Below are 26836 nucleotides of genomic sequence, written 5' to 3'. Positions count from 1 at the left end.
CCACCGGGGCCGCGCTACAACTCGTTGAGCAGCGCCAGGCGGCGGGCGATCGTCACCTGGGCGGCGTTGTTGACCTGGAACTCGTCCGGTGCTGCCATCCACAGGTGGGAGACGGCAGGGTCGCCGTCGGAGCCGGCCGGGCCCATCTCGGCGATCAGCTCGAGGGCGGAGATCAGGCCCGGCGGGTAGCGGGTGAACTCGAGGGCGTTGAGGTCGCACAGCTCCTCGCGACGGGCGGGCAGCAGTCGGTCGAGCTCGTAGCGCCAACCGACGCTGGTGCGGAAGGCATGGGCTGCGGTGGCGGCCTGGGCATCACCGCCGGCCAGGTGAGCCACCTGCTGGGCGAGGACCGCCTCCAAACGCATGCGGTCGGCGGCGTCGAGCAGCCCGGAGGTGACCACAACGCAGGCATCGTCGCCCAACGCCACCGTGGCGGCGTTGGCCCGGGGGTCGTCGACAACGTACAGCCGGGGCTCCGCCACCCCCGACGACATCGCCAGCCCCTCGATCAGGTTGGCGTAGCGGGGATTCTCCCCGGCCCGCAGCCGCCGGGCACCCAGGGCGTTGAGCGCCGCGGTCACCGCGCCGGATCGCCGCCAAGCGACCAGCGCTACGACGAGGGCGATGCTCACCACCAACAGCGCCAGGCCCAGCATCCAACCGACGAAGATGCCCACCAGGAGGGAGACCAGGATCAGCGGCACCGCCAAGGCCGCTGCGGTCGACCGGTACACCGACCGAACTTCGCCCTCGAGCAGGGCCCGGCGCTCGGCGAGATCCAAGGGAACGGTCCGCAGCGAGCGGGTCGCTTCCGCATGGACGGCTGCGGCGTCGGGATCGGCGTCGGTGGGTGGCTCTGCGGTGCTGAAGGACTCTGCGTTCACCACCGGCTCAGAATTCAACCTGGACGTTGGCCCGGCTGGCCTCGTCCGCTTGGAAGTACGCCCGCTCGGTGAAGCCCATCTTGTTGGCGATCAGGCTCTGGGGGAACGACTGGATCTTGGTGTTGTAGGTCCGCACGTTGTCGTTGAAGTACTGGCGCGAGTAGGCGATACGGTCCTCGGTCTCGGACAGTTGGCGTTGCAGGTCGAGAAACTGGGTGTTGGCCTTCAGGTCGGGATAGGCCTCCGACAGGGCAAACACCTGCTTCAGCATGCCGCTGAGCACGCCTTCGGCCTCGGCCTGGGCCTCGGGGCCCTCGGCGGCCACGGCGGCGTTGCGGGCGGCGATGACCCCTTCGAGCGTCGCCCGCTCGTGGGTGGCGTACCCCTTGACCGTCTCGACCAGGTTAGGGATGAGGTCGTGGCGACGGTTGAGCTGCACGTCGATCTGGGCGAAGGCTGATTCGATCTTGTTGCGCAGCTTGACCAAGCCGTTGTAGGCGCCCATCAGGTACAGGCCGCCGCCGATGACGACGAGCAGCACGATGACGAGCAAGACGATGAGAACGGTCACGCAGGTGCCTCCTTCTTCGAGAAGGGTCCATCCTAGCGGTCGATCGACGCTGGGCCGACCGACCCCGGTGCCCCCGGCCGTGGTTCTCGAGGTGCTCGGATTCGACGCCTGGCCATGCGGGTAGCGTCGAGCGTTGCGACACCGCTGGGACCTTGATTGAGGGCTTTCATGTCCGATTGGCACCACGACCTGGCCGGGATCCCACCGTTTGCCGAGGTGGACTACTCCGGTCGCTTCGACGAAGCGTTTTGCGACCCGCTTCGGCATCGCCGTTTGAGCATCCGGCAACCGGAAGGTGTGGACGGGTCATCTCCGGCCGACGGCTCGGGTAGCGCGTTCCAGCCGGAGCCATCCGTCAGCTGTCAGCCACCGGGATACCGTGCAGCGCCTCCCACACCCCGTCGGCGACGGCGTCGGGCAGCCAGCTGAACGCCCGCAGCTCGGACGGTTCGGCTGCCCGCAGCTTGGTGATGCCCCCGGCCTCGTCGAGCAGCCGCCTCTTGCGGGTGGGCCCCAGCCCGGCCACATCGTCGAGCACCGACGCCGTCGACCGCTTCTCTCGCAGGGTGCGGTGATAGCCGATGGCGAAGCGGTGGGACTCGTCTCGGATGCGCTGCAAGAGGAACAGCGCGTCGGAGCCGCGGGGCACCTCGACCGGCACATCGGAGTGAGGCACGAACACCTCCTCGAAGCGTTTGGCCAGCGACGCGACCGGGATCTCCTCTGAGAGGCCGACCGACTCCAAGGCACGCACGGCGGCGCTCAGCTGGCCTTTCCCGCCGTCGACCAGCAACAGCTGCGGCGGGTACTGAAACTTGCCCCGTTCGGCGAGCGGCAGGTCGCGGTCGGCAACGAAGGCCTTCAGGCGCCGGGTGACCACCTCCTCCATCGCTGCAAAGTCGTCGGAGTCGCCGGCGTAGCGTCCGCCGACGGTGCGCACCTTGAAGCGCCGGTACTCGCTCTTCTTGGGCAGCCCGTCTTCGAGCACCACCATCGAGCCGACGTAATCGGTGCCCTGGAGGTGGCTCATGTCGAAGCACTCGATGCGCAGCGGCGCCTCGGGAAGGTCGAGCGCCAGCTGAATCTCGTTGAGCGCCTTGGCCCGGCTGTTGTGGTCCGAGCCACGCTTCAGCCGGTGCCGGTTGAAGCTGTCGGTGGCGTTGCGGGTCACCGTCTCGAGCAGCTCGCGCTTGTCCCCGCGTTGGGGTACCCGAATCTGCACCTTGGACTCACGCCGTTCGCTCAGCCAGCGGGTGAACAGTTCGCCGTCCGCCGGTTCGGCGGGCACAACGATCAGGCTGGGCAGGCCGACGACCGGATCCTCGGCGTACAGCTGCTCGATCACTTCGGCCATCGTCTCGCTGGTATCGAGGTCGAGCGCCTTGTCGAGGATGAAGCCGTTGCGCCCCACCACCCGGCCGTGGCGGACGTGGAACACCTGGGCCGCCGCCTCCAATTCGTCCTCGGCCAGCCCGATCACGTCGAAGTTCTCGTTGCCCGGTGCCACCATCTGTTGACGCTCGATCGCCCGCTCGACGTTGGCCAGCCGGTCCCGCAGCCGTGCCGCCGACTCGAAGTCGAGCTCCGCTGCCGCGGCCGTCATCCGGCCTCGCAGCTCGTCGAGGACCGGTTGGGTGTCACCTTCAAGGAACGCCGCCAGGTCGGCCAACATCTGGTTGTAGTCCTCGCGGCTCACCTCGCCCACGCAGGGCGCCGAGCACTTCTCGATGTGGAAGAGCAGGCAGGGGCGTCCGCTGGCGGCGTATCGCTTGAACTTGCCGTCGGTGCAGGTTCGGATCGGGAACGTGCGTAACAGCAGGTCGAGCGTTTCGCGGATCGCGTAAGCGTGGGCGAAGGGCCCGAAGTAGCGGTTGGGCTTCTTGCGCTTGCCCCGCATCACCATCGCCCGGGGCCACTCGTCGCCCAAGGTGAGGGCCAGGTAGGGGTAGGACTTGTCGTCGACCAGCCGCACGTTGAAGCGCGGTCGGTGGGTCTTGATCAGGTTGTACTCCAGCATCAAGGCCTCGACCTCGTTGCGGACCGTGATCCATTCGACCGATTCGGCCGCCGCCACCATCTGGGCGGTGCGCACGTGCAGGGTGCGGGGGTCGCCGAAATAGTTGGACAGCCGCTGGCGCAGCGACTTGGCCTTGCCGACGTAGATGATCCGGCCGTCACCGTCGCGGAACTGGTAGCTGCCGGGTTCGTCGGGGATCGTACCGGCGGGGGGACGCTCAATCATCGGGTCGCAGCCTACGGTCCGACGCCGCCGTCTCCTTCCCACCGAGCGCCCGTCTCCCCACCTCGTTGGCCAACTCGGGAGCCCAGAGCGCGCCCTGGCGGTCGTTTGGGCTCCCCGGTTCGGGACAAGCCACCAACTCGGGAGTCCAGAGCGCGCCCTGGCGGTCGTTTGGGCTCCCCGGTTCGGGATGGGTGGGTCGAGTCCAGCGTCGGGACACGCCGCCAACCCGGGAGCCCACAGCGCGCCCTGGCGGTCGTGTGGGCTCCCCGGTTCGGGGTGTGGTCGGTTCGGGGTGTGGTCGGTTCGGGGTGTGGTCGGTTCGGGGTGTGGTCGGGTCGGGCTGTGGGCGGGTTAGGCGTCCCCGGGGTGGGGCGAGGCGGCCTCGACCAGCTTGAGCGCCGCGGTGAGCTCGGCGTCGTCCTCGAACGCGGCACCGTCGCCGGGGCCGGGCAAGAGCGCGTCGGCGGGCAGCCGGGGGCCGATCACCACGCCCGGCCGCCCCAGGCCCAGGCGCCCCAACCAACGGGACGGCTTGGGCAGGGAGGCAAACTCGTCGCCGTCGAGGAACTCCGCCGCCCGTAGATATCCGACCTGGATCAGCTCCTCGGTGCGGCTGAAGTCGTCGTAGCGCAGTTCGGGGCGCGCGCCGGTGGGCAGGATGACCACCTGGGTGCCGTTGGGGATGTTGGACAGATCGCGCATGAAGCGGTGGTTACGGGCGATCCAGTAGCCCAACATGGCGCCGTCGACCGGACGACGGATCGTGGCCTCGGGCCGGCCGTGCAGCCCGACGTGCAGCACGTACACCCGCTCGGCACCCAGCTCGACGGCTCGGGAGATCGGAACGTTGTCGATCACCCCGCCGTCCACGTAGCGACGGCCCTCGAGCGTGACCGGCGGGTACACCGCCGGCAACGCGGCCGAAGCGAGGATCGGATCGAGCAGCTCGCCGGAGCCGAACCAGCGGGCCACGCCCGACACCAGGTCGGTCGCCACGCACTCGAAGCGGATCTTCAGCGACTCGAAGGTCTGACGATCACCGAGGAAGGTGCCGACCAGCGAGCGAAGCCCCTCGTTTGAGGACACCGCCTCGCCCTTGCGCAGCAGCTGCACCATGCTCGGCATGCGGCCGGTGGGCATCAGCTTGTCGCCGGTGACCTCCCGCCACTGTGCCTCCATGCGCCGGACACCGGCCAGGGTGGGGTCGGCGGCGTAGGCGGCGCCGTTGAGCGCACCGACCGAGCATCCCAGCACCACGTCGGGCCGGATCGAACGCTCGGCCAGCGCCCGCATCATGCCCACCTGCACCGAGCCCAGGTTGCCGCCGCCCGAGAGGACGAAGGCCACCCGGGGCTCCTTGTGGCGCCGGGGCTTGGGCACTGCGGTCGTGCCGTCGGCGGCGACCGCCGGCTCGGCTTCGGGGCGCTCGGTGGAACCTTTGGGGCGGGGTAGCCAGGCCGGGATCTTCATCGGTTCGCCGGCTCGCTCACGGGACCCGCAACAGGCGCACCGTGTCGGTTTTGCGAACGCCGATGCCCGAGCCCCACACCACCGCGATCAGGTCGCCGGAGCGCACGTGTCCGCTGTCGCGCACCCGGGTGGCCAGGTCGTCCACCTTGGAATCGTCATTCTGGCTGGGCGCCCCCATCGGCGTGACCCCCCAGCTCAGCGACAACTGGTTGACCGTCCGTTGAGACGGCGACAGCCCGATGATGCCCATCGACGGGCGGAATCGGGCGATCGAGCGCACGGTGAAGCCGGTGTCGGACACGCACACGATGGCGGCGACGTCCAACTCGGTGGCCGCCCGCCAGGCGGCGCCGCTGATCGCGTCGGTGATCGAGCTTTCGACCGAGGTGGCGGCGGTGCGGCGCAGGTTGCGGATGCCGCGAGGCCACGCCTCGTAGTCGAACTCGGCATCGGCACGCTCGGCGATGCGGGACATCGTCGCCACCACCTCGACCGGGTCGTGCCCAACGGCGGTCTCCCCCGAGAGCATCACCGCCGACGTGCCGTCGAAGATGGCGTTGGCCACGTCGGTGATCTCGGCCCGCGTGGGGGCGGCCGCATGCACCATCGACTCGAGCATCTGGGTGGCCGTGATCACCGGCCGGCCCGAGGCGATGCAGCTGCGGATGATGCTCTTTTGCAGGTGGGGCAGCTCCTCGATGCCACACTCGATGCCCAGGTCGCCGCGCGCCACCATGACCGCTCCGGCCACTTCGAGGATCCCCTCGAGGTTTTCGACCGCCGCCCTCGTTTCGATCTTGGCGACGATCAGCGGACCCCGCGGCGGCGGCTCCACCCCGACCCGGCGGATGTCGTGGGCCGAGCGGACGAAGGACATGCCGATCATGTCGACGCCTTCCTCGACCAGGGCATCGAGGAAGTACAGGTCCTCGGCGGTCGGCGTTCCCATCGTGAGCCGATCGGACGGGATGTGCAGCCCCGGACGCCCTTGCATGAGGCCTTCGCCGCTGACCGTGGCCTTGAGCGATACCCCGTCGTTGGACGTGACCCGCAGTGCGACCCCGCCGTCGCCGACGGTCAGTACGTCGCCGGGACCGACGTCGTCGATCAGCAGCGGATAGTCCACCCAGAGCCCGTCGGGACCCGAGCGATCGGTACCCGGTGCCACCGACACCGTGTCGCCTTCGTGCAGCACCATGCCGCCCTCGACGAACTCGGTCAGGCGCACCTTGGGGCCGGGCAGGTCGGCCAGGATGCCGACGACGCGCCCGGTCTCGGCCGCCAGGCGTCGCACCAGCCGCATGCGCTCGATCGCCTGGCCGACCGTGCCGTGGGCCAGGTTGAGCCGCACCACGTCGCAGCCGGCCTCGATCATGGCCCGAAGGGTCTCCTCGGGCTCGGACGCAGGCCCGAGCGTGGCGATGATCTTGGTGCGGCGGGGCATGATCCCAGCCTAACGAGGCGATGTCGGATCGCTTCGGCCCGAGCCTGGACCCGGACCCGGAGGTTCGATCCGCCGTCCTGGCCAGGACGTCACTCGGCCAGCGTGGCCAGGATCTCGCCGTGGGGCACGAGGAACCAGCCATCTGGGTGCTCGGCCCATTCCCGAAAAGCGGCGCCGTACTCGGCGAGCTCGTCGGCACCGGCGATACCGAGCTCCACCGCCTGAGCGGCGAGGGTTGAGTGCAGCATCCGGTCGGCCCACAGACCGCCCCACCAGCGCCGATCCTCCAGGGTGCTGAAGCACCAGGTGGATGCCGACGCGACCGGGTTGGGCAGGCCGGCCCGGTTGGCCCACGCCAGCAGACGCCGGCCGGCATCGGGCTCGCCGCCGTTGCGGCGGGCCACCGACTGGTAGGTCGCCATCCAGCGGTCGAGCCGCGGGTCGGCCGGGTACCAGCCCATGGCCCCGTAGTCGGCGTCCCGGGCGGCGACGACCCCGCCGGGGCGGACGACGCGGGCCATCTCGGTCAGCGCGGCCACCGGGTCGGCGACGTGCTGGAGCACCTGGTGGGCGTGCACCACATCGAGGTGAGCGTCGGGGAACTCGATGGAGTGAACATCGCCCACGTGCCCGGTGACGTTGTCCAGGCCCCGGTCGGAGGCCAACGCCACCGCCTCGTCCACGATGTCCGGGCTGCGGTCGAGGGCCACGACGTGCCCCGGGGCCACCAGCGCCGCCAGATCAGCGGTGATCGTTCCCGGGCCGCAACCGATATCGAGTACCGAATCCCCGGGCGTGAGCCGCTCGAGGAGGTAGGCGGCGGAGTTGTGGGCGGTGCGCCACCGGTGGGAGCGCAGCACCGACTCGTGATGGCCGTGGGTGTATCGACCGTCGCTGGGGCCGTCCGGCACCGACACGGCTCAGTTCAGCAGCGCGCTGAGGCGGCGGCCCTCGGCCCGCCACCGGCTGGAACGCTCGTCGTCGTCGATGCCCTCGGCCAGCGCCATGCACACGGTGGCGGCGGCACCCCAGCGACCCAGACGGGTGAGCACGACCGCAAGTTCCTGTTGGGCGTCGATCTTGGAGGCACAGCACTGGGCGAGCAGCGGAAGCACCCAGGCCAGCCCCTCAAGGTCGTGGTGGCGTCCGTAGGCGATCCGCAGGTTGGCGAGCGTGCGCACCAACATGACGCGATGGTCGACCGGGTCGAGCGAGTCGGGCGGGAGCGGACGGCCGAGCAGCCGGACGTGGAGGTCGGCCACTTGGCCGGGCGTCAGGGCACGGCCCCGATCGAAGGGGTCGAAGTAGCGCCCCGCCCCGTCGACCCGGCCCGGTTCACCAAGAAGGAAGTGCCCGGGCATGCCCACCCCGACCAGCGGCGTGTCCCAGCGTTCGGCGACGGCCAAGGCCAGGGCCGACAGCGACAGCGGAATGCCCAAGCGGCGCTCGAGCACCCGGTTGACCAGCGAGTTGGCGGGGTCGTAATAGTTGTGAATGTTGGGTTGAAAGCCGTCGGTGCCGAACAGCCCGGCGCACAGGCGGGCCGGGTCGGCGTGGCCGTATTTCTCGGCCAGGCGATCGAGTTGGCCGGTGACCAGCGCGGGGTCCAGGGCCGGATCGGCGTGGACGGCGATGGCGATCAGGCCCCGCTCCAAGCGTCCGCGCTCGGGGGCGCCGGTCAGTTCGTCGAGCAGCTGGTGTGACGCATCCACGTGGTCAACCTACGGCGCCGTCAGCCGATCGCCCCCGCGCTGTTGGCGGCCAGACGATCACGCCTGCGTCACCCGGGGCGGTGTGGCGGGGGCGGAGCGCTCCAGGTCGCGCCGGGCGGCGAGCATGCCGGCGGCGCTGATCAGCGCCAGCAGCGCAGCGGTCGACCACGTGAGCGGGTAGCCCAGCGACTCGGACACCGGCCCAAAGATCAGCGGGCCGAGCGTGGTTCCGACGTAGATGCCGGTCTGGCTGACGCCAGTGGCCCGTCCCGGTTCGTCGGGGCGGGCCCGGACGACCGCCAGGTTGAACACGCCGGGCCACGCCCATCCGATGCCATAGGCGCCGGGCAGCGCCAGCCACTGCGCCCACGGGGTGCGCAGCCCGAACCCGATGAGCGCCACTGCGCCGACCGCAAGCATTGCCGCCACCCAGCCGAGGATCCGCTCGGGTGAGGCGCCGGTGCGGTCGGCCCGCACCCCGGCGACGATGCGACCGACGATCGAGGTGGCGGATCCCAGCGAGGCGGCCAGCCCGGCGGCGGCAAGGCCGACGCCGGCGTCCCGGGCCGACTCGACGTAGAAGCCGCCGAGCGCCACCGCGCTGGCCGAGCCGAACCCAGCCGCAGCCGCCACCAGCCCCAGCGTCCGATCCTTCCGCGGCGAGGCCGGGGTAGGGAGCGAGGCGGCGGGCCCTGGGGCGGGAATGGCGGCGGACGCTGGGGCGGGCTTGGCGGCGGGCGCCGGGGCGGGCATGGCGTCCGCAGGCCTGCGGTTGGCCACCCGCAGGCCGGGATGCCAACGTCGAACCGCCTCCAGGCCCAGCGCAGCGGCCAGGGCGGCACCGGAGGCGACGCCGAACGCGCTGCGCCAGCCGGTGGTCAGCACCAGGGTCGGCAACAGCAGTCCGGCCACCAGCACACCGCCGGGGTTGGCCGACTGCTTGATCGAGAAGGCCACGCCGTGCCGGGCCGGCGGGAGGTATCGGGCCAGGTACACGTTGGCGGCGATCTGGGTGAGCGCGTTGCACCCGCCGCCAACCATCATCGCCACGGCCAGCACGGGCACCGAGTCGGCGATCGTCGCCATCGTCGCCCCGGTGACGGCCGAGCCGGACAGCCCGACCTGCAGCGTCCTCACCGGGCCGACCGAGTCGGCGATCGATCCTGCGCGCCGGGACACGAGCGCCGAAACGGCGAAGAACGAGGCCATCAGCCAGCCGGCGGTGGTCTCCCGGTAGCCGAACTCCGAGCCCATCGGACCGACGAGGGCGCCGATGAGAAAGACCGGCAGGATCGAGGCGACGATCGCCGGCAACAACGGCGCCAGCAGTCCGACCACCGGTGCCTCGCCGCGCGGAGATGCGGCGCTGCGGCGGTCGGTCGACGGGGTCGGCACGGCCCCAGGATGGCAGCGTCCGGTTCGATCCTGGGCATCGCCGGACCGGGGTGGGAGACTCCCCGATGTGGCACCGACGCTCCATCCCTACCTCGACCTCCCGACCCCTCACGCCATCGCCCACCGTGGCGGGGCATCGGAGGCGCCCGAGAACACGATCGCCGCCTTCCGAAAGGCGCTGAGCGCCGGCTACCCGTTTCTGGAGACCGACACCCACGCCACCGCCGATGGGGTCTTGGTCGCCTTCCACGACGATCGCCTCGACCGCGTGACCGACCGGGAGGGCACCATCGCGGAGCTGCCCTACGCCGAGGTGGCCAAGGCCAGGGTGGGCGACCAGCCGATCCCGAGGTTGGAGGAGCTGCTCGAGGAGTTCCCCGGTCACCGCTTCAACATCGACCCCAAGTCCGATGCCGCCGCATCCCATCTGAGCGCCGTGCTTCGCCGCACCAAGGCCCTCCCCCGAGTGTGTGTGGCCTCGTTCTCCAGCGAGCGGCTCATCCGGTTGCGACGCGACCTGGGCGATAAGGCGTGCACGGCGGCCACACCGCGCGAGATCGCCCAATGGCGCGCCGGTCGGGTGGGCCGGGGCTTCGATGTACTCCAGGTGCCCACGTCGCATCGCAACGTCGAGCTGGTGACCCGCAGGAGCGTCGCCCGTGCCCACCGGACCAACGTCCTCGTCCACGTCTGGACGATCGACGAGCCGGCCGAGATCGAGCGCCTGCTCGACCTGGGCGTCGACGGCATCATCACCGACAGCCTGGAAAACCTGGGCGGCGTGCTGAAGCGCCGAGACCAATGGCATCCGGTCACCTGAACGAGCCTGCGTCAGCGGGTTTGGGCACCCTGGTCGTGATCGCCACGCCGATCGGCGATGTCGACGACCTGTCTTCCGCCGCCCGCCTCGAGCTTCAGCGGGTTGACGTCCTCGCCTGCGAGGACACCCGTCGCACCCGTCGGCTGCTCGCTGCGGCGGGCATCGCCGCCCCGCGCCTGCGCTCGGTTCGGCGGGAGAACGAGGCGGCCGCCGTCGGCTGGACGCTCGCCCAGCTCGACGCAGGCCGGCGGGTCGGGCTGGTCAGCGACGCCGGGCTGCCCGCCATCTCCGACCCGGGGCAGCGCCTCGTCGCCGGGGTCCGCGCCGCCGGGGGTTCGGTCGCCGTCGTGCCGGGGCGCTCCGCCGTCTCGGACGCGCTCGCCCGTGTCGGGTGGGCGAGATCCGGGTTCGTGATGGCCGGCTTCCCGCCCCGCTCGGGCGCCGATCGTCACCGCTGTTTCGAGGCGGTCGCCCACAGCGCCGTGCCCTCCGTGATCTTCGAGAGCCCCCGCCGGGTCGAGGCGACCCTCGCCGACCTTGCGCACGCCTGCGGACCGGACCGGCGGGCGCTGGTGGCCAAGGACCTGACCAAGACCCACGAACGGGTGGTGATCGGCACGCTGAGCACCCCGATTGGTCAGGCGCGCGGGGAGTACGTGGTCGTCGTCGACGCCCTTCGCGCCGGCGACGCGTCAATGCCCTAGAGTGTCGCCGCGCCTGTGTTGGGGGTCACACGCTGTGATCACCTCGGGTGTGACGCAACGGTTTGAAGGGGTGCGACATCAGCGAGCGAGCAACCACGTGAAAGCACCTGGCACGAGCGTGCAGTCGACCGGATCGCGCGCCCGCTGGGCGTCGCCGCTCCGGGCCCTCATCGGCTTGGCCGTGCTGGCCGCCGGGCTGGCCGCATGCACCCCGCCTCCGGCCGAGAACACGGTCATCTACGGCATGGAGGCGGAGAACGACGGAGGCTGGTGCCTCCCCGAAGGGCAACTGGCCATCGCTGGGCTGCAGACCGCCCGGGCGCTGTACGACCCGCTCACCATCCCGGACGAGAACGGCGAGTACGTGCCTTTTCTCGCCAAGGACGTCACCTCCAACGACGACTACACCGAGTGGACGATCACGCTGCGCAAGGGCGTGACGTTTCACGACGGCAGTCCCCTGACCGCCCAGGTGGTGAAGAACAACCTCGACGCCAACCGGGGCCAGTACCCGGGCCGAAGCGCTCTGCTGCAGCAATTCATCTACGGGAACATCGCGTCGGTTGACGTCGTCGACGAGTACGCGGTGAAGGTGACGACCGGGGTGCCCTGGCGGGCGTTCCCCGCCTTCCTCAACAGCTCCAACCGCTTCGGGGTGATGGCCCAGGCCCAGCTCGACGACCCCGACACGTGCGATGCCAAGCCGATCGGCACCGGACCGTTCATGTTCGAAAGCTGGAGCCCGGGCGACAAGCTGGTGCTGAAGAAGAACCCCGACTACTGGATCGAGGGCTACCCGCTGCTCGACGGCATGGAGTTCCGGCCGATCCCCGACGGGGACGCTCGCTCCAACGCGCTGCGCGGCGACGAGATCGACGCGATGCACGTGTCTGACGACCTGGTGGTCGACGACTTCCGAACCGACGCCGACACCGGCAACCTGAACATGTACGACACGTTCAAGTTCGCCGAGCTCAGCTATGTGATGTTGAACAACTCCAAGCTGCCGTTCTCCAACAAGAACGCCCGGCTGGCGCTCGCCTACGGCGGCGACCGGAAGGCGATCAACCAGGCGGTCTATGCCGGCCTGGCCGAACAGCGCAGCGGGCCGTTCCCGCCCGGCAGCCCCGGCTATCTCGAGGACCCGGGTTTCCCCGAGTACAACCCGAAGAAGGCTCGGGAGTACGCCAGGAAGTACGTCGAGGAGACCGGCCAGCCGCTCGAGTTCGAGATGTCGGTCGTCCCTTCCGTCCTCAGCCTCGGCCAGTTGCTCCAGCAGTTGGCCGCAGAAAGCGGGGTCACGATCAACTTGAAGACGATCGACCAGGCCCAGCTGATCAACGATGCGATCAGCGGCGACTTCGAAGCGTCGGTCTTCCGGCTGCACCCGGGCACCGAGCCCGACCTGCAGTCGGTGTGGTGGACCGACGGCCCGACCAACTTCGCACGCTTCAACGCCAAGACCGAGGACGGCGAGTGGATGCACCCGGGCGGAAAGAAGATCAACGACCTGATGGTCGAGGCCCGCTCCGAACCCGACCTGGCCAAACGGACCGAGCTGTACGAGGAGGTCAACCGCACCTTCAGCGAGGAGGTCTTCAACATATGGGCCTACTCGTCGCACTGGGCGATCGTCACCCAGCCCGATGTCCTGGGCATCCTCGGGCCCAACAACCCCGACGGTTCCAAGCCGTTCCCGGGGCTGTCCAGCGGACATGCGGTGCACGGGCTGTGCCGGAAGGGCGTCTCGTGTCCTCCGGAGGCCGAGGTCGACTACATCCCCGTCGATGTGAAGACGATCGATGAATAGTCCCAAGGGAGCCTGACGCCAATGGCCAAGTTCATACTTACCCGTCTCGGCCAGTTGGTGCTCGTCGTCATCGTGGTCACGTTCGTTACCGCGGTGGTGATGAGCTTCATCCCCGGCGACCCGGTGACGGTCATCGCCCCGTTCGCCGAGGGTCAGCAACGAGACGAGATCCGCGCCGACCTCAACCTGGACGACCCGGTGCCCGTGCGCTACGTCAAGTGGCTGGGCGGCTTTGCCACCGGCGACCTGGGTAACTACTACACCGTGTCATCCAACCGGCCGGTTGCCGACCAGTTCTGGCCGGCGATCCGAACCTCGGCGATCCTGATGCTGTGGGCCCAGGTGCTCGCCCTGGCGATGGCGATCCCCTTGGCGATCCATTCCGCCTCCCACGAGGGGGGCTGGATCGACAAGATGATCTCCAACTCGGCCTATGCAGCACTGTCGATACCCGGCTTCGCGCTCACGTTGACCTCGCGTACGTGCTCGGCGTCAAGTTGCACTGGTTACCCCCGTCCGGCTGGCGGGACCCCTGGTACGACACCATCGGTCACCTCCGGCGCGTGATCATCCCGGCCTTCGCGCTGTCGCTCGGTCCGGCGGCGATCTACATGCGCCTGCTGCGGACCGACCTGATCGCCACCCTGCGCCAGGACTTCATCACGATGGCCCGGGCCAAGGGGCTGTCGCCTCGGCGCATCATGTGGCGCCACGCCCTACGGGCGTCGTCGATCACGCTGCTGACCGTCGCCGGCCTGTCGGTGGGCACGATGATCGGCTCCGCACTGATCGTCGAGGTGATCTTCGGCATCCCGGGGCTGGGCACGCTCACCGCCCAGGCCATCCTGTCCCGGCAGTACGGCGCCCTTCAGACCTTCGTGGCGGCGATGGCCATCCTGTTCGTGCTGGTGAACATCGCCGTGGACATCCTCTACGGCTTCGTCGACCCGAGGATCCGCAATGCCTAAGACCCCAACCTCGACCGAAGACCTCCTCGAGGAGGCCGCCGCGCCCGTACGGCCGGTCAGCGCGCTCGACTCGATGACCGCATCCGGACCCGATGAGCTGATCCCCACCGACCAGCGGGCACCCCTCGGCATCGGGGCCTGGCTGTCGATCGCCTGGCTGGCCGTCATCACGTTGGCGTCGATTTTCGCCCCGTTGTTTCTCGTCGACCCGACCGCCGCCAACCCGATCAACGCTCGCAAAGGCCCCTCCGGCGCCGCCATCCTCGGCTATGACGAGGTGGGGCGCGACCTGTTCAGCCGGCTGATCAACGGCGCCAAGTGGACACTGGTGATCGCGGTCGGCGCCATCGCCATCGGGCTGCTCGTCGGTGGGCTGCTCGGCCTGGCCGCCGGCTACTTCCGGGGCAAGACCGATGCCGTGCTGTCGCCGACGTTCAACGCATTGCTGGCATTCCCGCAGCTGGTGTTGGCGCTGCTGTTGGTCTCGGTCTTCGCCAACGGGCCCCAGGATTCGGTCGCCAAGCGGATCGTCGTGTTGATGGCGGCGTTGGGCATCATCGCCATCCCGCTGCTCGCCCGGATCACGCGAGCCAACACGCTGGCGTGGGCCGACCGCGACTTCGTCATGGCCGCCCGGGCGATGGGCGCCAAACCGTGGCGGGGGGTGTTCCGTGACGGGCTGCCCAACGTCCTCCCCGCCATGATGGCGATCACCCTGCTGGCGATCGGCGTCGCCATCGTGGCCGAGGCCGGCCTGGCCTTCCTCGGCTTGGGCGTCAAGCTGCCGACCCCGTCCTGGGGCAACATCCTGGCGGCGGGCAAGCCCGAGCTGCGGCGGGTGCCGATGATGGTGATCGCGCCGACCATCTTCATCTTCTTCACCGTCATGTCCCTGAACTTTCTGGGCGATGTCATCCAAAAGCGATTCAACGTGAGAGAGAGCCTCTTGTGAGCCCTGGAACCAATGCTGCGGCAACCGACCATCCAACGACCCGGCCAACCGAGGGCACCTCGGGTGGCACGGACTCCGCCAACGCTCCTCTCTTGGAGGTCACCGACCTGCACACGGCGTTCAGAACCCCGCGGGGCATGGTGCGCGCGGTGGACGGGCTCAGCCTGACCGTCGAGCGGGGCAAGACGCTCGGCATCGTCGGCGAGTCCGGCTCGGGCAAGTCGGTTGCCAGCCGTTCGATCATGGGGCTCACGCCCCGGCGCAATGTCGAGCGATCGGGCACCGTGCGCCTCAGCGGTCGGGAGATCACCGACCTGTCCGAGGCCGAATACCGCGACCTGTGGGCGACCGAGATGGCGATGATCTTCCAGGATCCGATGACCGCCCTCAACCCGGTGATGAAGGTGGGTGCCCAGATCGCTGAAAGCATGCGGGTGCACCTCGATCTGTCCAAGAGCGAGGCCCGCGAGCGCACCATGGCGCTGCTCGAGGCGGTCCACATCCCCGAGCCCCACAAGCGCATCGACGTCTATCCCCACGAGATGTCCGGCGGCATGCGCCAGCGGGTCGTGATCGCCATCGCCCTGGCGTGCGGTCCCAAACTGCTCTTCGCCGACGAGCCGACCACAGCGCTCGACGTTACCGTGCAGGCCCAGGTGCTCGACCTGCTGGCCGAACAGCAGCGCGAGCGCTACATGGGCATGATCCTCGTCACCCACGACCTGGGCGTCGTCGCCTCCCGGGCGGACGAGATCGCGGTGATGTATGCCGGGCGCATCGTCGAGCGCGCCCCGACCCGGGTGCTGTTCCGCGAGATGAAGATGCCCTATACCGAGGCGTTGCTCGCCGCGATCCCCAAGCTGGAGATGGCGTCGCACACCCGTCTGGTGGCCATCGGCGGACGGCCGCCCGACCTGGTCAACCCTCCGGAGGGATGCAGCTTCAGCCCCCGGTGCCCCTATGCGCAGGACCGCTGCCGCACCGAGGAACCTCAGCTGATCGAAAGCCCGACCGCTCCCGGCCACTTCTACGCCTGCCACTTCCCGGTCGGTTCCCCGGCCAACGACGAGATCCGTGTGCAGTTGCGGCGCGCCGGGGTGTCGCTGCCCGGCGATGAGGTGGTGCTGGACGAAACGACGGTTTCGCCGTCGTCCCATGCATCGGTGCGGTCACAGCTGGCCGAGCAGGCCGACCGCGCCCAGGCGGACCGACCGGCGGGCAGCGACGAAACGAACACGATCACCCCCCCACACATCAACACCCAGGCCGACGGGTCGCCCGCGGCGACCGAGGAGAGCTGAGATGGCTGGTTCCGGAACAGCGCACCTGCGCCCCGCCGACGAGGTCTTGCTTCGGGTGGAGAACCTGGTGATGGAGTTTCCCGCCAAGGGCGGGCGCAAGGTCAACGCCGTCTCCAACATCAGCTTCGATGTGGCCCCCGGCGAAACGCTGGGCCTGGTGGGCGAGTCGGGCTGCGGCAAGTCGACGACCGGCAAGGCGATCATGCAGCTGCCGCCTCCCACCCGGGGCACGGTCACGCTGGACGGCACGGAGCTGACCTCGCTGAAGGGCGAGGCGCTGCGGGCCACCCGGCCGACGATGCAGATGATCTTCCAGGATCCGATCTCGTCGCTCAACCCGCGCCGCTCGGTGATCGACATCGTCGCCGAGCCGCTCAACATCTGGAACCTGGGCACCAACGACGAGCGGACCGCCAAAGCGTCGACCACACTGGCCGACGTCGGCGTGGACCCGGAGGCGGCCGGCGACCGCAAGCCACACGAGTTCTCCGGCGGCCAGTGCCAGCGCATTTCGATCGCCCGAGCGGTGATCACCGACCCGAAGCTGATCATCTGCGACGAGCCGGTGTCGGCGCTCGACGTGTCGGTGCAGGCCCAGATCCTCAACCTGCTCGAGGAGATGAAGCAGCGCTACGGCCTGACGCTGGTGTTCATCGCCCACGACCTGGCGGTGGTCAAGAACATCTCGGACCGGGTGGCGGTGATGTACCTGGGCAAGATGTGCGAGATCGGCCCGCCGGACACGCTCTATGACTCCCCCGCCCACCCGTACACCCGGGCGCTGATCTCGTCGATCCCGGTGCCCGACCCCGAGGTGCCCCAGGACGTCGAGCACCGTCTCGAGGGCGAGTTGCCCTCGCCGATCACCCCGCCGTCGGGCTGCCGGTTCCGCACTCGCTGCCCGATCGCCCAGGACATCTGCTCGCAGGTGGAGCCCCAGATGGCCCGTGTCGGCGACGACGACGATCACTGGGTGGCCTGCCACTTCCCGCTGACGCCGACCGCGGTCGACACCCCGATGACCAAGGCGAACGCCCCCACCATCTGAGCCGGATCACCACCGGGCAGCAGTCCGGCCTCCGTGGCCTGAACGGTCACAGCGAAGCGGGGGCCTGCTCGAACAGGTAGAACGTAGGGGTGCACCCCGCCGACGCCCACGACACGATCCGCGTCGTGGGCGCCCGGGTCAACAACCTGGCCGACCTCAGCGTCGAGCTTCCGAAGCGCCGCCTGAGCGTGTTCACCGGCGTGTCCGGTTCGGGCAAGAGCTCGCTGGTGTTCGACACGTTGGCCGCCGAGTCCCAGCGGCTGATCAACGAGACCTACAGCGCATTCCTTCAGGGGTTCATGCCGACGATGGCCCGTCCCGAGGTCGACATGCTCGACGGCCTGACCACAGCGATCCTCGTCGATCAGGAGCGCCTGGCGGCCAACCCCCGCTCCACGGTCGGCACGGTGACCGATGCCAACGCCATGTTGCGCATCCTGTTCAGCCGGCTGGCGACGCCGCGGTTGGGCTCACCCCAGGCCTATTCGTTCAACGTGGCCTCGATCAGCGGCTCCGGGCGGGTCCGCTTCGAGAAGCAGGGGCGAACGACCAGCGAGACCCGCAGCTTCTCGATCACCGGGGGCATGTGCCCGCGCTGCGAGGGCATGGGAGCGATCGACGACATCGACCTGTCGGCGATCTTCGACGCCACCAAGTCGCTCAACGAGGGGGCGATCACCGTCCCCGGCTACAGCATGGACGGCTGGTACGGCCGGATCTATCGCGGCTGCGGCTGGTTCGACCCGGACAAGCCGATCGTCGAGTTCAGCGCCGCCGAACTCGACGACCTCCTGTACAAGGAGGCGACCAAGATCAAGGTGGACGGCACCAACCTGACCTATCTGGGTCTCATCGGACAGGTGCGCAAGTCGATCCTGTCCAAGGACGTCGAGGCGATGCTCCCCCACATCCGCCGCTTTGTCGAGCGGGCGGTGACGTTCACGACCTGCACCGGGTGCGACGGCACCCGGCTGAGCGACGAGACCCGAGCCTCGACGATCGACGGCGCCAACATCGCCGAGCTGTGCGCGATGCAGATCGGTGACCTGGCCGGCTGGGTCACCCGGCTCGACGAGCCGTCGGTTGCGCCGCTGCTCTCGGGGCTCCGGCACGTGCTCGACTCGTTTGAGGACATCGGCCTGGGCTACCTCAGCCTCGACCGGCCCTCCGGCACGCTGTCGGGCGGTGAGGCGCAGCGGGTCAAGATGATCCGCCACCTCGGCTCGTCGCTCACCGACGTCACCTACGTCTTCGACGAACCGACGATCGGGCTGCATCCCCACGATGTGGCGCGCATGAACTCGCTGTTGCTGCGGTTGCGGGACCAGGGCAACACCGTGCTGGTCGTCGAGCACGATCCCGAGACGATCGCCATCGCCGACCACGTCGTCGACCTGGGCCCCGGTGCCGGCACGGGCGGAGGCCACGTGTGCTTCGAGGGCACGGTCGAGGGGTTGCGCGCGAGCGACACGATCACCGGTCGCCATCTGGACGACCGGGCAACGCTCAAAGCGGCGGTGCGGGCACCGAAGGGTGTGCTGGAGATCCGGGGCGCCAACGCTCACAACCTGGTCGATGTCGACGTCGACATCCCCCTCGGGGTGCTGGTCGTCGTCACCGGCGTGGCCGGGTCGGGCAAGAGCTCGCTCCTCCACGGATCGTTGGCGGGGCGCGACGGGGTGGTCGAGGTGGACCAGGGCGCGATCAAGGGTTCCCGGCGCAGCAACCCGGCCACCTACACCAAGTTGCTCGACCCGATCCGCAAGGCGTTCGCCAAGGCCAACGACGTGAAGGCGGCGCTGTTCAGCGCCAACTCCGAGGGCGCCTGTCCCGAGTGCAAGGGCGCCGGCGTGCTCTACACCGATCTGGGCGTGATGGCCGGCGTGGCCACCACGTGTGAGCACTGCGAGGGCAAGCGGTTTCAGCCGGAGGTGCTCGAGTACGCCCTGGCCGGGAGAAACATCGCAGAGGTATTGGCGATGACGGTCGACGAGGCGGAGCGGTTCTTCGGCGACGGTGAGGCTGCGCTTCCGGCGGCCCACAAGATCCTCACCCGGCTCGTCGACGTCGGGCTGGGGTACATCGGGCTGGGCCAGCCCCTGCCCACCCTGTCCGGGGGTGAGCGCCAGCGGCTCAAACTGGCCACCCACCTGGGTGAACGGGGCGGCGTGTTCGTGCTCGACGAGCCGACCGCCGGGCTGCACCTCGCCGACGTCGAGCACCTGCTCGGCCTGCTCGACCGGTTGGTCGACTCCGGAAAGTCGGTCATCGTCGTCGAACACCACCAGGCGGTGATGGCCCACGCCGACTGGATCATCGACCTCGGTCCCGGCGCCGGCCACGACGGCGGCCGGGTGGTGTTCGAGGGCACGCCCGCCGACCTGACCGCCGATCGCAGCACCCTCACCGGCGAGCACCTCGCCGCCTACGTCGGCCGGTAAGCGGCGAGCCAGCCTCCGTGGCCTGAACGGTCTCAGCGAAGCGGGGACCCAGCCCTACAGTTCGACAACGCTGCGCAGGACGTCGCCGGTGCCCATCTTGGTGAAAGCCTCCTCCACATCGTCGATGCCGATGCGTTCGGTGACGAACTTGTCGAGGGGAAACCGGCCCTGCAGGTACAGGTCGGTCAGCGCCGGAAAGTCGCGGCTCGGCAGGCAGTCGCCGTACCAGGACGGCTTCAGTGCCCCGCCGCGGCCGAAGAAGTCGATCATCGGCAGCTCGGGCATGACCATGTCGGGGGTGGGCACGCCGACCAGCACCATCGTGCCGGCCAGGTCGCGGGCGTAGAACGCCTGCTTGAGAACCTCGGGGTGCCCGACCGCCTCGATCACGACGTCGGCGCCAAACCCGCCGGTGGCGTCCTGGATCGCCTCGACCGGGTCGACCGACGAGGCGTCGACCGTGTGGGTGGCGCCGAACTGCGTGGCCAACTCCAGCTTCTTCGGGTCGCGGTCGACGGCGATGATCGTGGTGGCCCCGGCCAGCGCTGCGCCGGCGATGGCGGCGTCACCCACACCACCGCAGCCGAAGACGGCCACCGAATCGCCACGTGACACCTCGCCGGTGTTGACCGCTGCGCCGAAGCCCGCCATCACGCCGCACCCAAGCAGGCCCGCTGCAGCCGGATCGGCCTCGGGGTTCACCTTGGTGCATTGGCCGGCGGCCACCAGCGTCGCCTCGCAGAAGGAGCCGATGCCCAGTGCGGGCGACAGCGGCGTGCCGTCGGTGAGGGTCATCTGCTGCGTGGCGTTGTGGGTGTTGAAGCAGTACTGAGGTTGGCCCTTGGCGCACGCCCGGCACTCGCCGCACACCGCCCGCCAGTTCAGCACGACGTAGTCGCCCACCTCGACCTCGGTGACCCCCTCGCCGACCGACTCGACGATGCCGGCCGCCTCATGGCCGAGCAGAAACGGGAAGTCGTCGGAGATGCCGCCCTCGCGGTAGTGCAGGTCGGTGTGGCAGACACCGCAGGCCTGCACGGTCACCCGGGCCTCGCCCGGACCGGGGTCGGGGACGACGATGTCGGTCACCTCGACCGGTGCGCCTTTGCTGCGCGCGATCACTCCACGAACGGTCATCGACATCTGGTCCCCCTCGATTGGCTGTCAGCCCGAAGCTAGTCGGCCGTCCGCTCGTCTTTCGGCCGTTCCGACCGCCCGCACTGCCCGGGTGGCACCCATGCCCCCAGCGGAACCCCCCTACTCGGGGAGGGCGGTATCGGCGCTCTGCCAGCAGTACCAGGCGACCAGGGAACGGTAGGGCCGAAACGGTTCGCCCAGCTTGGGCATCTGATGGACCGACGGCGCCTCGGTGCGATGCGCCTTGCCCCAGCCGGCCCGCACGCCGACGTCGCCGCAGGGCCACACGTCGGGTCGTCGCAGCGCGCTGATCAGAAACATCTGCGCCGACCATTCACCGATGCCTCGCACGCTGACCAGCCGTTCGGTGACCTCCTCGTCGCCCATCGTCCCGAGCCGACCCAGGCGGAGCCGGCCGTCGAGCACACGGGCCGCCAGGTCCCGGAGCGCCGCCACCTTCGCCCGGGACAGCCCGGCGGCCCGCAGCTCGGCCTCGGGCACGGCCAGCAGGGCGGCTGGGTGGACCGGGGCACCGCCGGATGCCGCCTCGACTCGCCCCCAGATCGCTGCGGCGGCGGCGCCGGCCAGCTGCTGGTAGGCGATGCCCCGCGCCAGGGTTGGGAAGCGGTCGGCGACCGGGATCGGACGCCCCCACGGCGGCGCGCCGTGCCGATCGATCAAGGTGTCGAGCTGCGGGCTGACTCCCCGCAGCTCCCGAACCCCCTCGTAGACCCAGCGGGCAGCCCGTGCCATCGACCGAGCCTGCCACGTATGCGGCCCGCCGAGCACTCTCCGAAGCCATTTCATATTCGGGCCCGGTACGGTCCCTGACGTGGAACCTCATTTCCCGACCCTGTTCGATGCCATCGCCCGGGCCAGGCCTGATCGTCCGGCGATGCGCACCCCGGACCGCACGACGACGTGGGCCGACCTGGCCCGGCGTACCGATGCGTTCGGGGCGGCGCTGGTCGAGGCCGGCATCGTCGCTCCCCCGGTTGCGGCAGCGGCGCCAACCGAGCCGTGGCGGTGCCCCAACCCGCGGGTCGCCCTCTACATGCACAACCACCCCGCGTACCTGGAGGCGATGGTCGGCGCCTGGAAGGCCCGGGCGACGGGGATGAACGTCAACTACCGCTACCGGGCGACCGAGCTGGTCGATCTGCTCAACGACGCCGAACCCGAAGCGGTCGTCTATCACCAGGCGTTTACCCCCACCCTGTCGGAGGCCCTCCCCCGCTTGGCGCACCGCCCCCGGCTGATCCTGCGGGTGCCCGACGACTCCGGCCATCCCCTCCTGCCCGGGGCGCTCGACTACGAGGAGGTGCTCGCCGGCGCCGGGGCGCTGCCCGACGAGGTGCGTGCGGCCTGGAGCCACGAGGACCGCTATGTGGTGTTCACCGGCGGCACGACCGGCACGCCCAAGGGGGTGCTGTGGCGCCAGAGTGACTTCGCCGTGTCGGCGCTGGGGTTCCACCCGGGCGAACTCGCCGACGAGGTTGGTGCCGAGGCGTGGGCGGCGTCGTTGCCCGACGCTCCGCCCATCACCTTGCCGGCGCCGCCGTTCATGCACGGGGCCGCCCACTGGAATGCGCTGGCCGCCTGGTTGAAGGGTGGCACGGTCATCCTGCCCGAGCACCCCGAGCGCTTCGACCCGGATGCGGTGCTCGATGCGGTCGAGTGGGGCGAGGCAACCGCGTTGATCATCGTCGGCGATGCCTTCGCCCGGCCGCTGCTCGAGGCCGACCGCCGCCGTCACCGGCAACTCCCCAGCCTCCGCCACCTGCTGACCGGAGGTGCGATCCTCTCCCCGTCGGTCAAGTCGGAGCTGGCCGAACGCTGGCCCCACCTGAGCATCGTCGACGTGCTCGGCAGCTCGGAGTCCGGTCGCCAAGCGGTGCACCGTCACCGCGCCGGCCCCCCCGGGATGACGGTCGAGGCCGAGGCGCGGGCGTTTCGCCCCGGCGCCGGCACCGTGATCGTCAACGACGCGGCCGACGCGCTGATCGAACCCCCACCCGAGGGTCGACCGAGCTCGGAGGTCGGCTGGCTGGCCCGCAGCGGCCGGGTGCCGCTGGGTTACCTCGGCCACCCGGGACGCACCGCCGGCACCTTCCCCGTCCTCGGCGGCCGGCGCCTGGCGGTCACCGGCGATCGGGCCCGGTACCGGCGCTCCGGGGATCGGCTCAACATCGAGCTGCTCGGCCGGGAGTCGGCGTGCATCAACACCGGCGGCGAGAAGGTGTTCGCCGAGGAGGTCGAGGAACGACTGGCCCATCACCCGTCGGTGGTCGACCTGGTCGTCGCCCCCGCCGAGGATGCCCGCTTCGGTCAGGCGGTTGGAGCGGTGGCGGCGCTGCGCCCGGGCGCTCGGCTGAGCCTGGACGAGCTGCGGGAGTTCGGGCGGGCGCACCTGGCGGACTACAAGCTGCCTCGCCGTCTGGTGCTCGTCGACCAGGTGGTGCGGTCGCCGAGCGGCAAGCCGGACTACCCGTGGGCTCGGGCACAGCTCGCCCCGGACCCCTCCGAGCCCCACGCTCCCAACGAATCGGTTTAGCCACGACCGAGGCGGCGGTACGATTGGTCGGATGAGGGGCGCCGCGAGAGAGGGCTACGGGCAGGACGGGACGCCCGAGGCGCCGGCCGAGCCTGGATTGGCCGATGACGCCGGGGGGTCCTGCGAACCCGAGGTCACCGACGAACCCGAGTTGGCCCCCGAATCCGGATTGGCCGACGAAGCCGAGCAGTCCGACGATGCCGGGCGGTCCGGCGAGGGGTCGGCGGGCTCCGCCAACGACGACACGACGCCAGGTTCGACGCGGGCCCGTCGCTTTCGCCCCGGGGCGTCCAACCCGAGCGTCGCCATGTTTCGCCGACCCAAGCGCCCGCGTTTTCGGCGCTCCTCCGACGTGCTGATGGAGCCCAAGCAGCGTGGCCGACTGAGGGCGGCGGCGATCGCCGCCGAGTACGCCACCGGGCACGGCGAGGACAGCGAGGAGGAGGCGAGCCGCAACGTGCTCATCCGCCTCGGCCGCATCAGCCTGGGCACGGTGGTGATTCTCGCCGGCATCATCATGTTGATGGCCCCCGGGCCCGGGGCTCTGGCCATCGCCGCAGGGCTGGCCATCCTGTCCAAGGACGTCGCCTGGGCCGACCGGGCGCTGCACTACATCCGGGAGAAGGTTCCGGGGGTACCCGCCGACGGCTCGATCCCCCGCTCCACCTGGCTGGTGATGGGGCTGCTCACCGCATCGGGCATTGCGGTCGGGATCTACCTCAAGACCGGTGTCTGACCCCTCCGCCAACGCCACCGCCGCCGAGCGTGGCACCTGGGCGCTCGCCCGGCCACTCGACCTGCGCGCCACGCTCGGGCGGCTGCGGGGCGGCTCGACACCCACCCGCCGGCTGTGGCCCGATCGGGCCCGCTGGGCCGGCCGCTGGCCGTCGGGGGTGGCCACCCTCGCCCTGCGCGTCGCCGACGGGGCCCTCATCGCCGTCGCCGCCGGGCCGGGCGCTGCGGAGGCGATCGCCCTGGTCCCGACGCTGGTGGGGCTGGACGATCACCATCGGGCACTCATCGACGCTCGGCCGCCGGCGCTGGCGCGCCTGGCCCGCCGCAGCACCGGGTATCGCATGGGCGCCACCGGCGACCTGACCGGTGCCCTCCTCCCCGCCGTGCTCGGCCAACGGGTGACCGCCGGCGAGGCCCACGGCGCCTGGACCCGGATGTGTTGGGCCTACGGCGAGGCGGCACCCTCACACCCGCACCTCGACCGGCTGATCCCCGACCCCGACCGCCTGGTCGTGCCCCCGAAGCCGAGTGTGATCGCCACCCTGACCGCCCACGAGCTACACGGCTTCGGCGTCGAGCGCTCCCGTGGCGACCTGATGATCGGCCTGGCCCGACGGGCGTCGTCGCTCGATCAGCTCGTCACACGACACCCGGCCGCCGAGGTTCGCCGCAGGCTGTGCACCATTACCGGCCTGGGCCCCTGGACCGTCTCGATCGCCACCCGCGTGGCGATGGGCGATCCCGATGCGGTGCTGCTCGGCGACCTTCACCTCCCCTCGACCGTGGCCTGGGCCCTGGCCGGGGAGCAGCGGGCCGACGACCAGCGCATGCTCGAGCTGTTGGCGCCCTACGCCGGGCAACGGGCCCGGGTACAACAGCTGATCAAGCTGGCGGGCATCCGCGCCCCCCGCCGCCATCACCGCTATCGACCCCTCCCGATCGCCCGGATGTAGCCCTTCGCCGCGGTGGAGTAGCCCACAGGATCTCCACAGCGGGGCGGTCGTCTGCACCGTCATCTCCACAGAAATATCCCGAAAGACACAGCCTTGTCCTCTTCCTCCGCACAGGGTGACCGGCGTACGGTCGACACATGGCCACTTACGAGGTTCATTTGCGAGACGGATCCACCCACGAGGTCGACGGCGTCGACGCCTACCAGCCGGAACGCACGATGACGACGTTCTTTCGCTCCAACAATGCCCGCAAGGCGATCGACTGCTGGTCCGAGCGGGTGGCCAGCTTTCGCACCGACGAGCTGCTGGTCATCCGGGTGTCGCCCGAGTGCGCCGCCGGCGCCGACGGTGCGCTGCCCGACGACGGCCGGCACGCCTCCGGACCGTCGGCCGCCACCCGACGCAACGTCAGCCTGGTGTCGGCCTAGCACCTCGGCCCCACGTCTCGATCGGTGGGCGACGCGGCGACGGTAGGCTGCGCTGCGTGGAGGGACAGCTGGCCGCACGGCGTCCGAGGATCCTGGTCATCGTTCCCGCCTTCAACGAGGAGGAGTCGATCGACGCCCTCCTGCAGCGGGTGGCTTCGCTGAGCGACTCCTCGGCGACCCTCGACGTGCTCGTCGTCGATGACGGCTCGATCGACGCCACCGCTGCCATCGCCCGGCGCGCCGGCGTGGCGGTGGCCCCGATGCCGGTACACCTGGGCATCGGGGCGGCGCTGCGGACCGGGTTTCGCCATGCCCACGACGCCGGCTACGACGGCGCTGTGCAGCTCGATGCCGACGGCCAACACGACCCCGAGGAGATCGAGCGGATCCTCGCCGGGCTGGCCGAGGGCGCCGACCTGGTGATCGGCACCCGGTTCGGCCACGACGACGACATCCGGGCGCCCAACTACCGGCCTTCGGCCTACCGGGCGCTGGCGATGCGCTGGCTGCGTCTGGGGGTGCGCCTGCATACCGGCGCCCACCACAGCGATCCCTCCAGCGGGTTTCGGGGTTTCTCCGCACCGTTGGTGGCGTCGTTCGCGGCCGACTACCCGCTCGACTACCTGGAATCGGTCGAGTCGCTCATCACCGCCCACCTGCTCGGCTTCAGCGTGGCCGAGGTGCCGATCACCGGCCGCACCCGGGTCTCGGGGGTTCCCTCGCACCGGGGCCACCGGCTGGGGTTCCACTACCTCCGCATGTGGACGGCGTTGATGTTGCTGCGCCGCCGGCGCGCCTCATGAGACCGACGAGCGGTGCGATACACGGGCTGACGCCGTGAGACGAACGGGCGTCAGGATCGGTGGGGCGAGATGAACGACATGTGGCGCTGGCTGGCGCTGATCTGGGCGGTCGTGTCGGTGGGCACGGTCCTGTGGTTCGTCCGCCTCGGGCGCCTGCGGATCAAGTACGCCTTTCCGACGATGGCCCTCGGGCTGCTGGTCGGGGCCCTGGCGGCCGCTCCGGCGTTGGCCGAGCAGGCCGCCAGGCGCCTCCACTTGGAAACCCCCTTGGCGTTGGTGACGCTGCTGGTGCTCGCCTACTCCTCCGGCATGTCCCTGGTGGCGGTGCGCGAGCTCAGCCGGCTCGAGGCCCGCATCCGGTCGTTGGCCGAGGCGGTGGCGCTGCTCGACGCCCGCACCTACCGGGTGCAGGATCAGCGGCCCGCCGCCGACCCGCCATCCCCACCTGCACCGGAGGACTAGGC

General features: G+C 70.1%; 25 protein-coding genes. 15 read left to right on the top strand and 10 right to left on the bottom strand.

What is annotated here, in order from left to right; genetic code table 11:
• Positions 1–14: 14 nt before the first annotated feature.
• From PKD89_RS08625 to PKD89_RS08590, 8 genes are all read right to left on the bottom strand, one after another.
• Positions 15–884 carry a M48 family metalloprotease gene (locus tag PKD89_RS08625; protein ID WP_287379263.1) on the bottom strand — a complete coding sequence of 290 codons (870 nt, stop codon included), beginning with the start codon at positions 882–884 and terminating at the stop codon, positions 15–17.
• A 7-nt stretch (positions 885–891) separates the two neighbouring features.
• Positions 892–1389 (bottom strand): LemA family protein, encoded by a 498-nt coding sequence (locus PKD89_RS08620; protein ID WP_349257335.1) that lies wholly within the window; start codon positions 1387–1389, stop codon positions 892–894.
• A 421-nt stretch (positions 1390–1810) separates the two neighbouring features.
• The gene (gene uvrC, locus PKD89_RS08615; RefSeq protein ID WP_287379261.1) at positions 1811–3697 is read right to left on the bottom strand and encodes an excinuclease ABC subunit UvrC; all 1887 of its coding nucleotides are present in this window, start codon (positions 3695–3697) and stop codon (positions 1811–1813) included.
• A 351-nt stretch (positions 3698–4048) separates the two neighbouring features.
• Complete coding sequence (locus PKD89_RS08610; RefSeq protein WP_289010688.1) at positions 4049–5167, bottom strand: patatin-like phospholipase family protein; 1119 nt, start codon at positions 5165–5167, stop codon at positions 4049–4051.
• 16 nt (positions 5168–5183) lie between these two features.
• Positions 5184–6611 (bottom strand): pyruvate kinase, encoded by a 1428-nt coding sequence (gene pyk / locus PKD89_RS08605; protein WP_289010687.1) that lies wholly within the window; start codon positions 6609–6611, stop codon positions 5184–5186.
• Positions 6612–6700: 89 nt separating this feature from the next.
• Positions 6701–7528: a methyltransferase domain-containing protein gene (locus tag PKD89_RS08600; RefSeq protein WP_287393168.1), complete on the bottom strand. Its 828-nt coding sequence runs from the start codon at positions 7526–7528 to the stop codon at positions 6701–6703.
• 3 nt (positions 7529–7531) lie between these two features.
• Entirely contained in the window at positions 7532–8323 is a 792-nt protein-coding gene (locus tag PKD89_RS08595; protein ID WP_287379257.1) for a transglutaminase-like domain-containing protein, read from the bottom strand.
• A gap of 57 nt (positions 8324–8380) precedes the next feature.
• Entirely contained in the window at positions 8381–9718 is a 1338-nt protein-coding gene (locus PKD89_RS08590) for an MFS transporter (RefSeq protein ID WP_287393170.1), read from the bottom strand.
• Positions 9719–9785: 67 nt separating this feature from the next.
• Between PKD89_RS08590 and PKD89_RS08585 the strand changes: the two genes are divergently transcribed.
• From PKD89_RS08585 to PKD89_RS08545, 9 genes are all read left to right on the top strand, one after another.
• Positions 9786–10538, top strand: coding sequence for a glycerophosphodiester phosphodiesterase (locus PKD89_RS08585; RefSeq protein ID WP_287379255.1), 753 nt, complete (start codon positions 9786–9788; stop codon positions 10536–10538).
• Positions 10520–11242, top strand: a complete 723-nt coding sequence (locus PKD89_RS08580; protein WP_287379254.1) for a ribosomal RNA small subunit methyltransferase I — start codon at positions 10520–10522, stop codon at positions 11240–11242. Before PKD89_RS08585 ends, PKD89_RS08580 begins: the two co-directional genes overlap by 19 nt.
• Positions 11243–11339: 97 nt before the next feature.
• On the top strand, positions 11340–13052 hold the full coding sequence (locus PKD89_RS08575; RefSeq protein WP_289010686.1) for an ABC transporter substrate-binding protein: 1713 nt from the start codon (positions 11340–11342) through the stop codon (positions 13050–13052).
• Positions 13053–13073: 21 nt separating this feature from the next.
• Positions 13074–13619 carry an ABC transporter permease gene (locus tag PKD89_RS08570; protein WP_289010685.1) on the top strand — a complete coding sequence of 182 codons (546 nt, stop codon included), beginning with the start codon at positions 13074–13076 and terminating at the stop codon, positions 13617–13619.
• Positions 13616–14020 (top strand): ABC transporter permease, encoded by a 405-nt coding sequence (locus tag PKD89_RS08565; RefSeq protein ID WP_289010684.1) that lies wholly within the window; start codon positions 13616–13618, stop codon positions 14018–14020. The genes PKD89_RS08570 and PKD89_RS08565 overlap by 4 nt, the downstream gene beginning before the upstream one ends.
• A complete protein-coding gene (locus tag PKD89_RS08560) occupies positions 14013–14972 on the top strand; it encodes an ABC transporter permease (RefSeq protein ID WP_324332380.1) in 960 nt (319 codons plus the stop codon). The genes PKD89_RS08565 and PKD89_RS08560 overlap by 8 nt, the downstream gene beginning before the upstream one ends.
• A complete protein-coding gene (locus tag PKD89_RS08555; RefSeq protein WP_289010682.1) occupies positions 14969–16273 on the top strand; it encodes an ABC transporter ATP-binding protein in 1305 nt (434 codons plus the stop codon). Before PKD89_RS08560 ends, PKD89_RS08555 begins: the two co-directional genes overlap by 4 nt.
• Before the next feature lies 1 nt (position 16274).
• Positions 16275–17321 (top strand): ABC transporter ATP-binding protein, encoded by a 1047-nt coding sequence (locus tag PKD89_RS08550; protein ID WP_287393870.1) that lies wholly within the window; start codon positions 16275–16277, stop codon positions 17319–17321.
• Between the two features lie 89 nt (positions 17322–17410).
• Entirely contained in the window at positions 17411–19762 is a 2352-nt protein-coding gene (locus PKD89_RS08545) for an excinuclease ABC subunit UvrA (protein WP_287379248.1), read from the top strand.
• A gap of 54 nt (positions 19763–19816) precedes the next feature.
• Here PKD89_RS08545 and PKD89_RS08540 read toward each other — a convergent pair whose 3' ends face one another.
• Complete coding sequence (locus PKD89_RS08540) at positions 19817–20905, bottom strand: S-(hydroxymethyl)mycothiol dehydrogenase (protein WP_349257333.1); 1089 nt, start codon at positions 20903–20905, stop codon at positions 19817–19819.
• Between the two features lie 114 nt (positions 20906–21019).
• Positions 21020–21652: a DNA-3-methyladenine glycosylase 2 family protein gene (locus PKD89_RS08535; RefSeq protein WP_287379246.1), complete on the bottom strand. Its 633-nt coding sequence runs from the start codon at positions 21650–21652 to the stop codon at positions 21020–21022.
• Between the two features lie 79 nt (positions 21653–21731).
• Between PKD89_RS08535 and PKD89_RS08530 the strand changes: the two genes are divergently transcribed.
• The 6 genes from PKD89_RS08530 (at position 21732) to PKD89_RS08505 (ending at position 26834) form a co-directional block, all read left to right on the top strand.
• Positions 21732–23453, top strand: a complete 1722-nt coding sequence (locus PKD89_RS08530) for an AMP-binding protein (protein ID WP_287393872.1) — start codon at positions 21732–21734, stop codon at positions 23451–23453.
• Positions 23454–23484: 31 nt separating this feature from the next.
• On the top strand, positions 23485–24189 hold the full coding sequence (locus PKD89_RS08525; RefSeq protein ID WP_287379244.1) for a PGPGW domain-containing protein: 705 nt from the start codon (positions 23485–23487) through the stop codon (positions 24187–24189).
• Positions 24182–25141: a hypothetical protein gene (locus PKD89_RS08520; protein WP_287379243.1), complete on the top strand. Its 960-nt coding sequence runs from the start codon at positions 24182–24184 to the stop codon at positions 25139–25141. Before PKD89_RS08525 ends, PKD89_RS08520 begins: the two co-directional genes overlap by 8 nt.
• A 137-nt stretch (positions 25142–25278) precedes the next feature.
• Positions 25279–25569, top strand: a complete 291-nt coding sequence (locus PKD89_RS08515) for a hypothetical protein (RefSeq protein WP_287379242.1) — start codon at positions 25279–25281, stop codon at positions 25567–25569.
• Positions 25570–25625: 56 nt separating this feature from the next.
• Entirely contained in the window at positions 25626–26372 is a 747-nt protein-coding gene (locus PKD89_RS08510) for a glycosyltransferase family 2 protein (protein WP_287379241.1), read from the top strand.
• A 69-nt stretch (positions 26373–26441) separates the two neighbouring features.
• Positions 26442–26834: a DUF2304 family protein gene (locus PKD89_RS08505; protein WP_287379240.1), complete on the top strand. Its 393-nt coding sequence runs from the start codon at positions 26442–26444 to the stop codon at positions 26832–26834.
• Positions 26835–26836 lie beyond the last annotated feature (2 nt).

Origin of the sequence: Candidatus Neomicrothrix sp. (assembly GCF_035329545.1) — a bacterium.
GTDB lineage: Bacteria > Actinomycetota > Acidimicrobiia > Acidimicrobiales > Microtrichaceae > Microthrix > Microthrix subdominans.
Note: the sequence above shows the minus strand (reverse complement) of the source record. Positions and strands in the feature narration are given on the sequence as shown.

Bases quoted from the DNA above. Each gene is read 5' to 3' on its own strand.
- PKD89_RS08620 (WP_349257335.1), bottom strand. From the start codon at position 1,389: ATGGGCGCCTACAACGGCTTGGTCAAGCTGCGCAACAAGATCGAATCA.
- uvrC (WP_287379261.1), bottom strand. From the start codon at position 3,697: ATGATTGAGCGTCCCCCCGCCGGTACGATCCCCGACGAACCCGGCAGC.
- PKD89_RS08610 (WP_289010688.1), bottom strand. From the start codon at position 5,167: ATGAAGATCCCGGCCTGGCTACCCCGCCCCAAAGGTTCCACCGAGCGC.
- pyk (WP_289010687.1), bottom strand. From the start codon at position 6,611: ATGCCCCGCCGCACCAAGATCATCGCCACGCTCGGGCCTGCGTCCGAG.
- PKD89_RS08580 (WP_287379254.1), top strand. From the start codon at position 10,520: ATGGCATCCGGTCACCTGAACGAGCCTGCGTCAGCGGGTTTGGGCACC.
- PKD89_RS08570 (WP_289010685.1), top strand. From the start codon at position 13,074: ATGGCCAAGTTCATACTTACCCGTCTCGGCCAGTTGGTGCTCGTCGTC.
- PKD89_RS08560 (WP_324332380.1), top strand. From the start codon at position 14,013: ATGCCTAAGACCCCAACCTCGACCGAAGACCTCCTCGAGGAGGCCGCC.
- PKD89_RS08550 (WP_287393870.1), top strand. From the start codon at position 16,275: ATGGCTGGTTCCGGAACAGCGCACCTGCGCCCCGCCGACGAGGTCTTG.
- PKD89_RS08540 (WP_349257333.1), bottom strand. From the start codon at position 20,905: ATGTCGATGACCGTTCGTGGAGTGATCGCGCGCAGCAAAGGCGCACCG.
- PKD89_RS08535 (WP_287379246.1), bottom strand. From the start codon at position 21,652: ATGGCACGGGCTGCCCGCTGGGTCTACGAGGGGGTTCGGGAGCTGCGG.
- PKD89_RS08525 (WP_287379244.1), top strand. From the start codon at position 23,485: ATGAGGGGCGCCGCGAGAGAGGGCTACGGGCAGGACGGGACGCCCGAG.
- PKD89_RS08515 (WP_287379242.1), top strand. From the start codon at position 25,279: ATGGCCACTTACGAGGTTCATTTGCGAGACGGATCCACCCACGAGGTC.
- PKD89_RS08505 (WP_287379240.1), top strand. From the start codon at position 26,442: ATGAACGACATGTGGCGCTGGCTGGCGCTGATCTGGGCGGTCGTGTCG.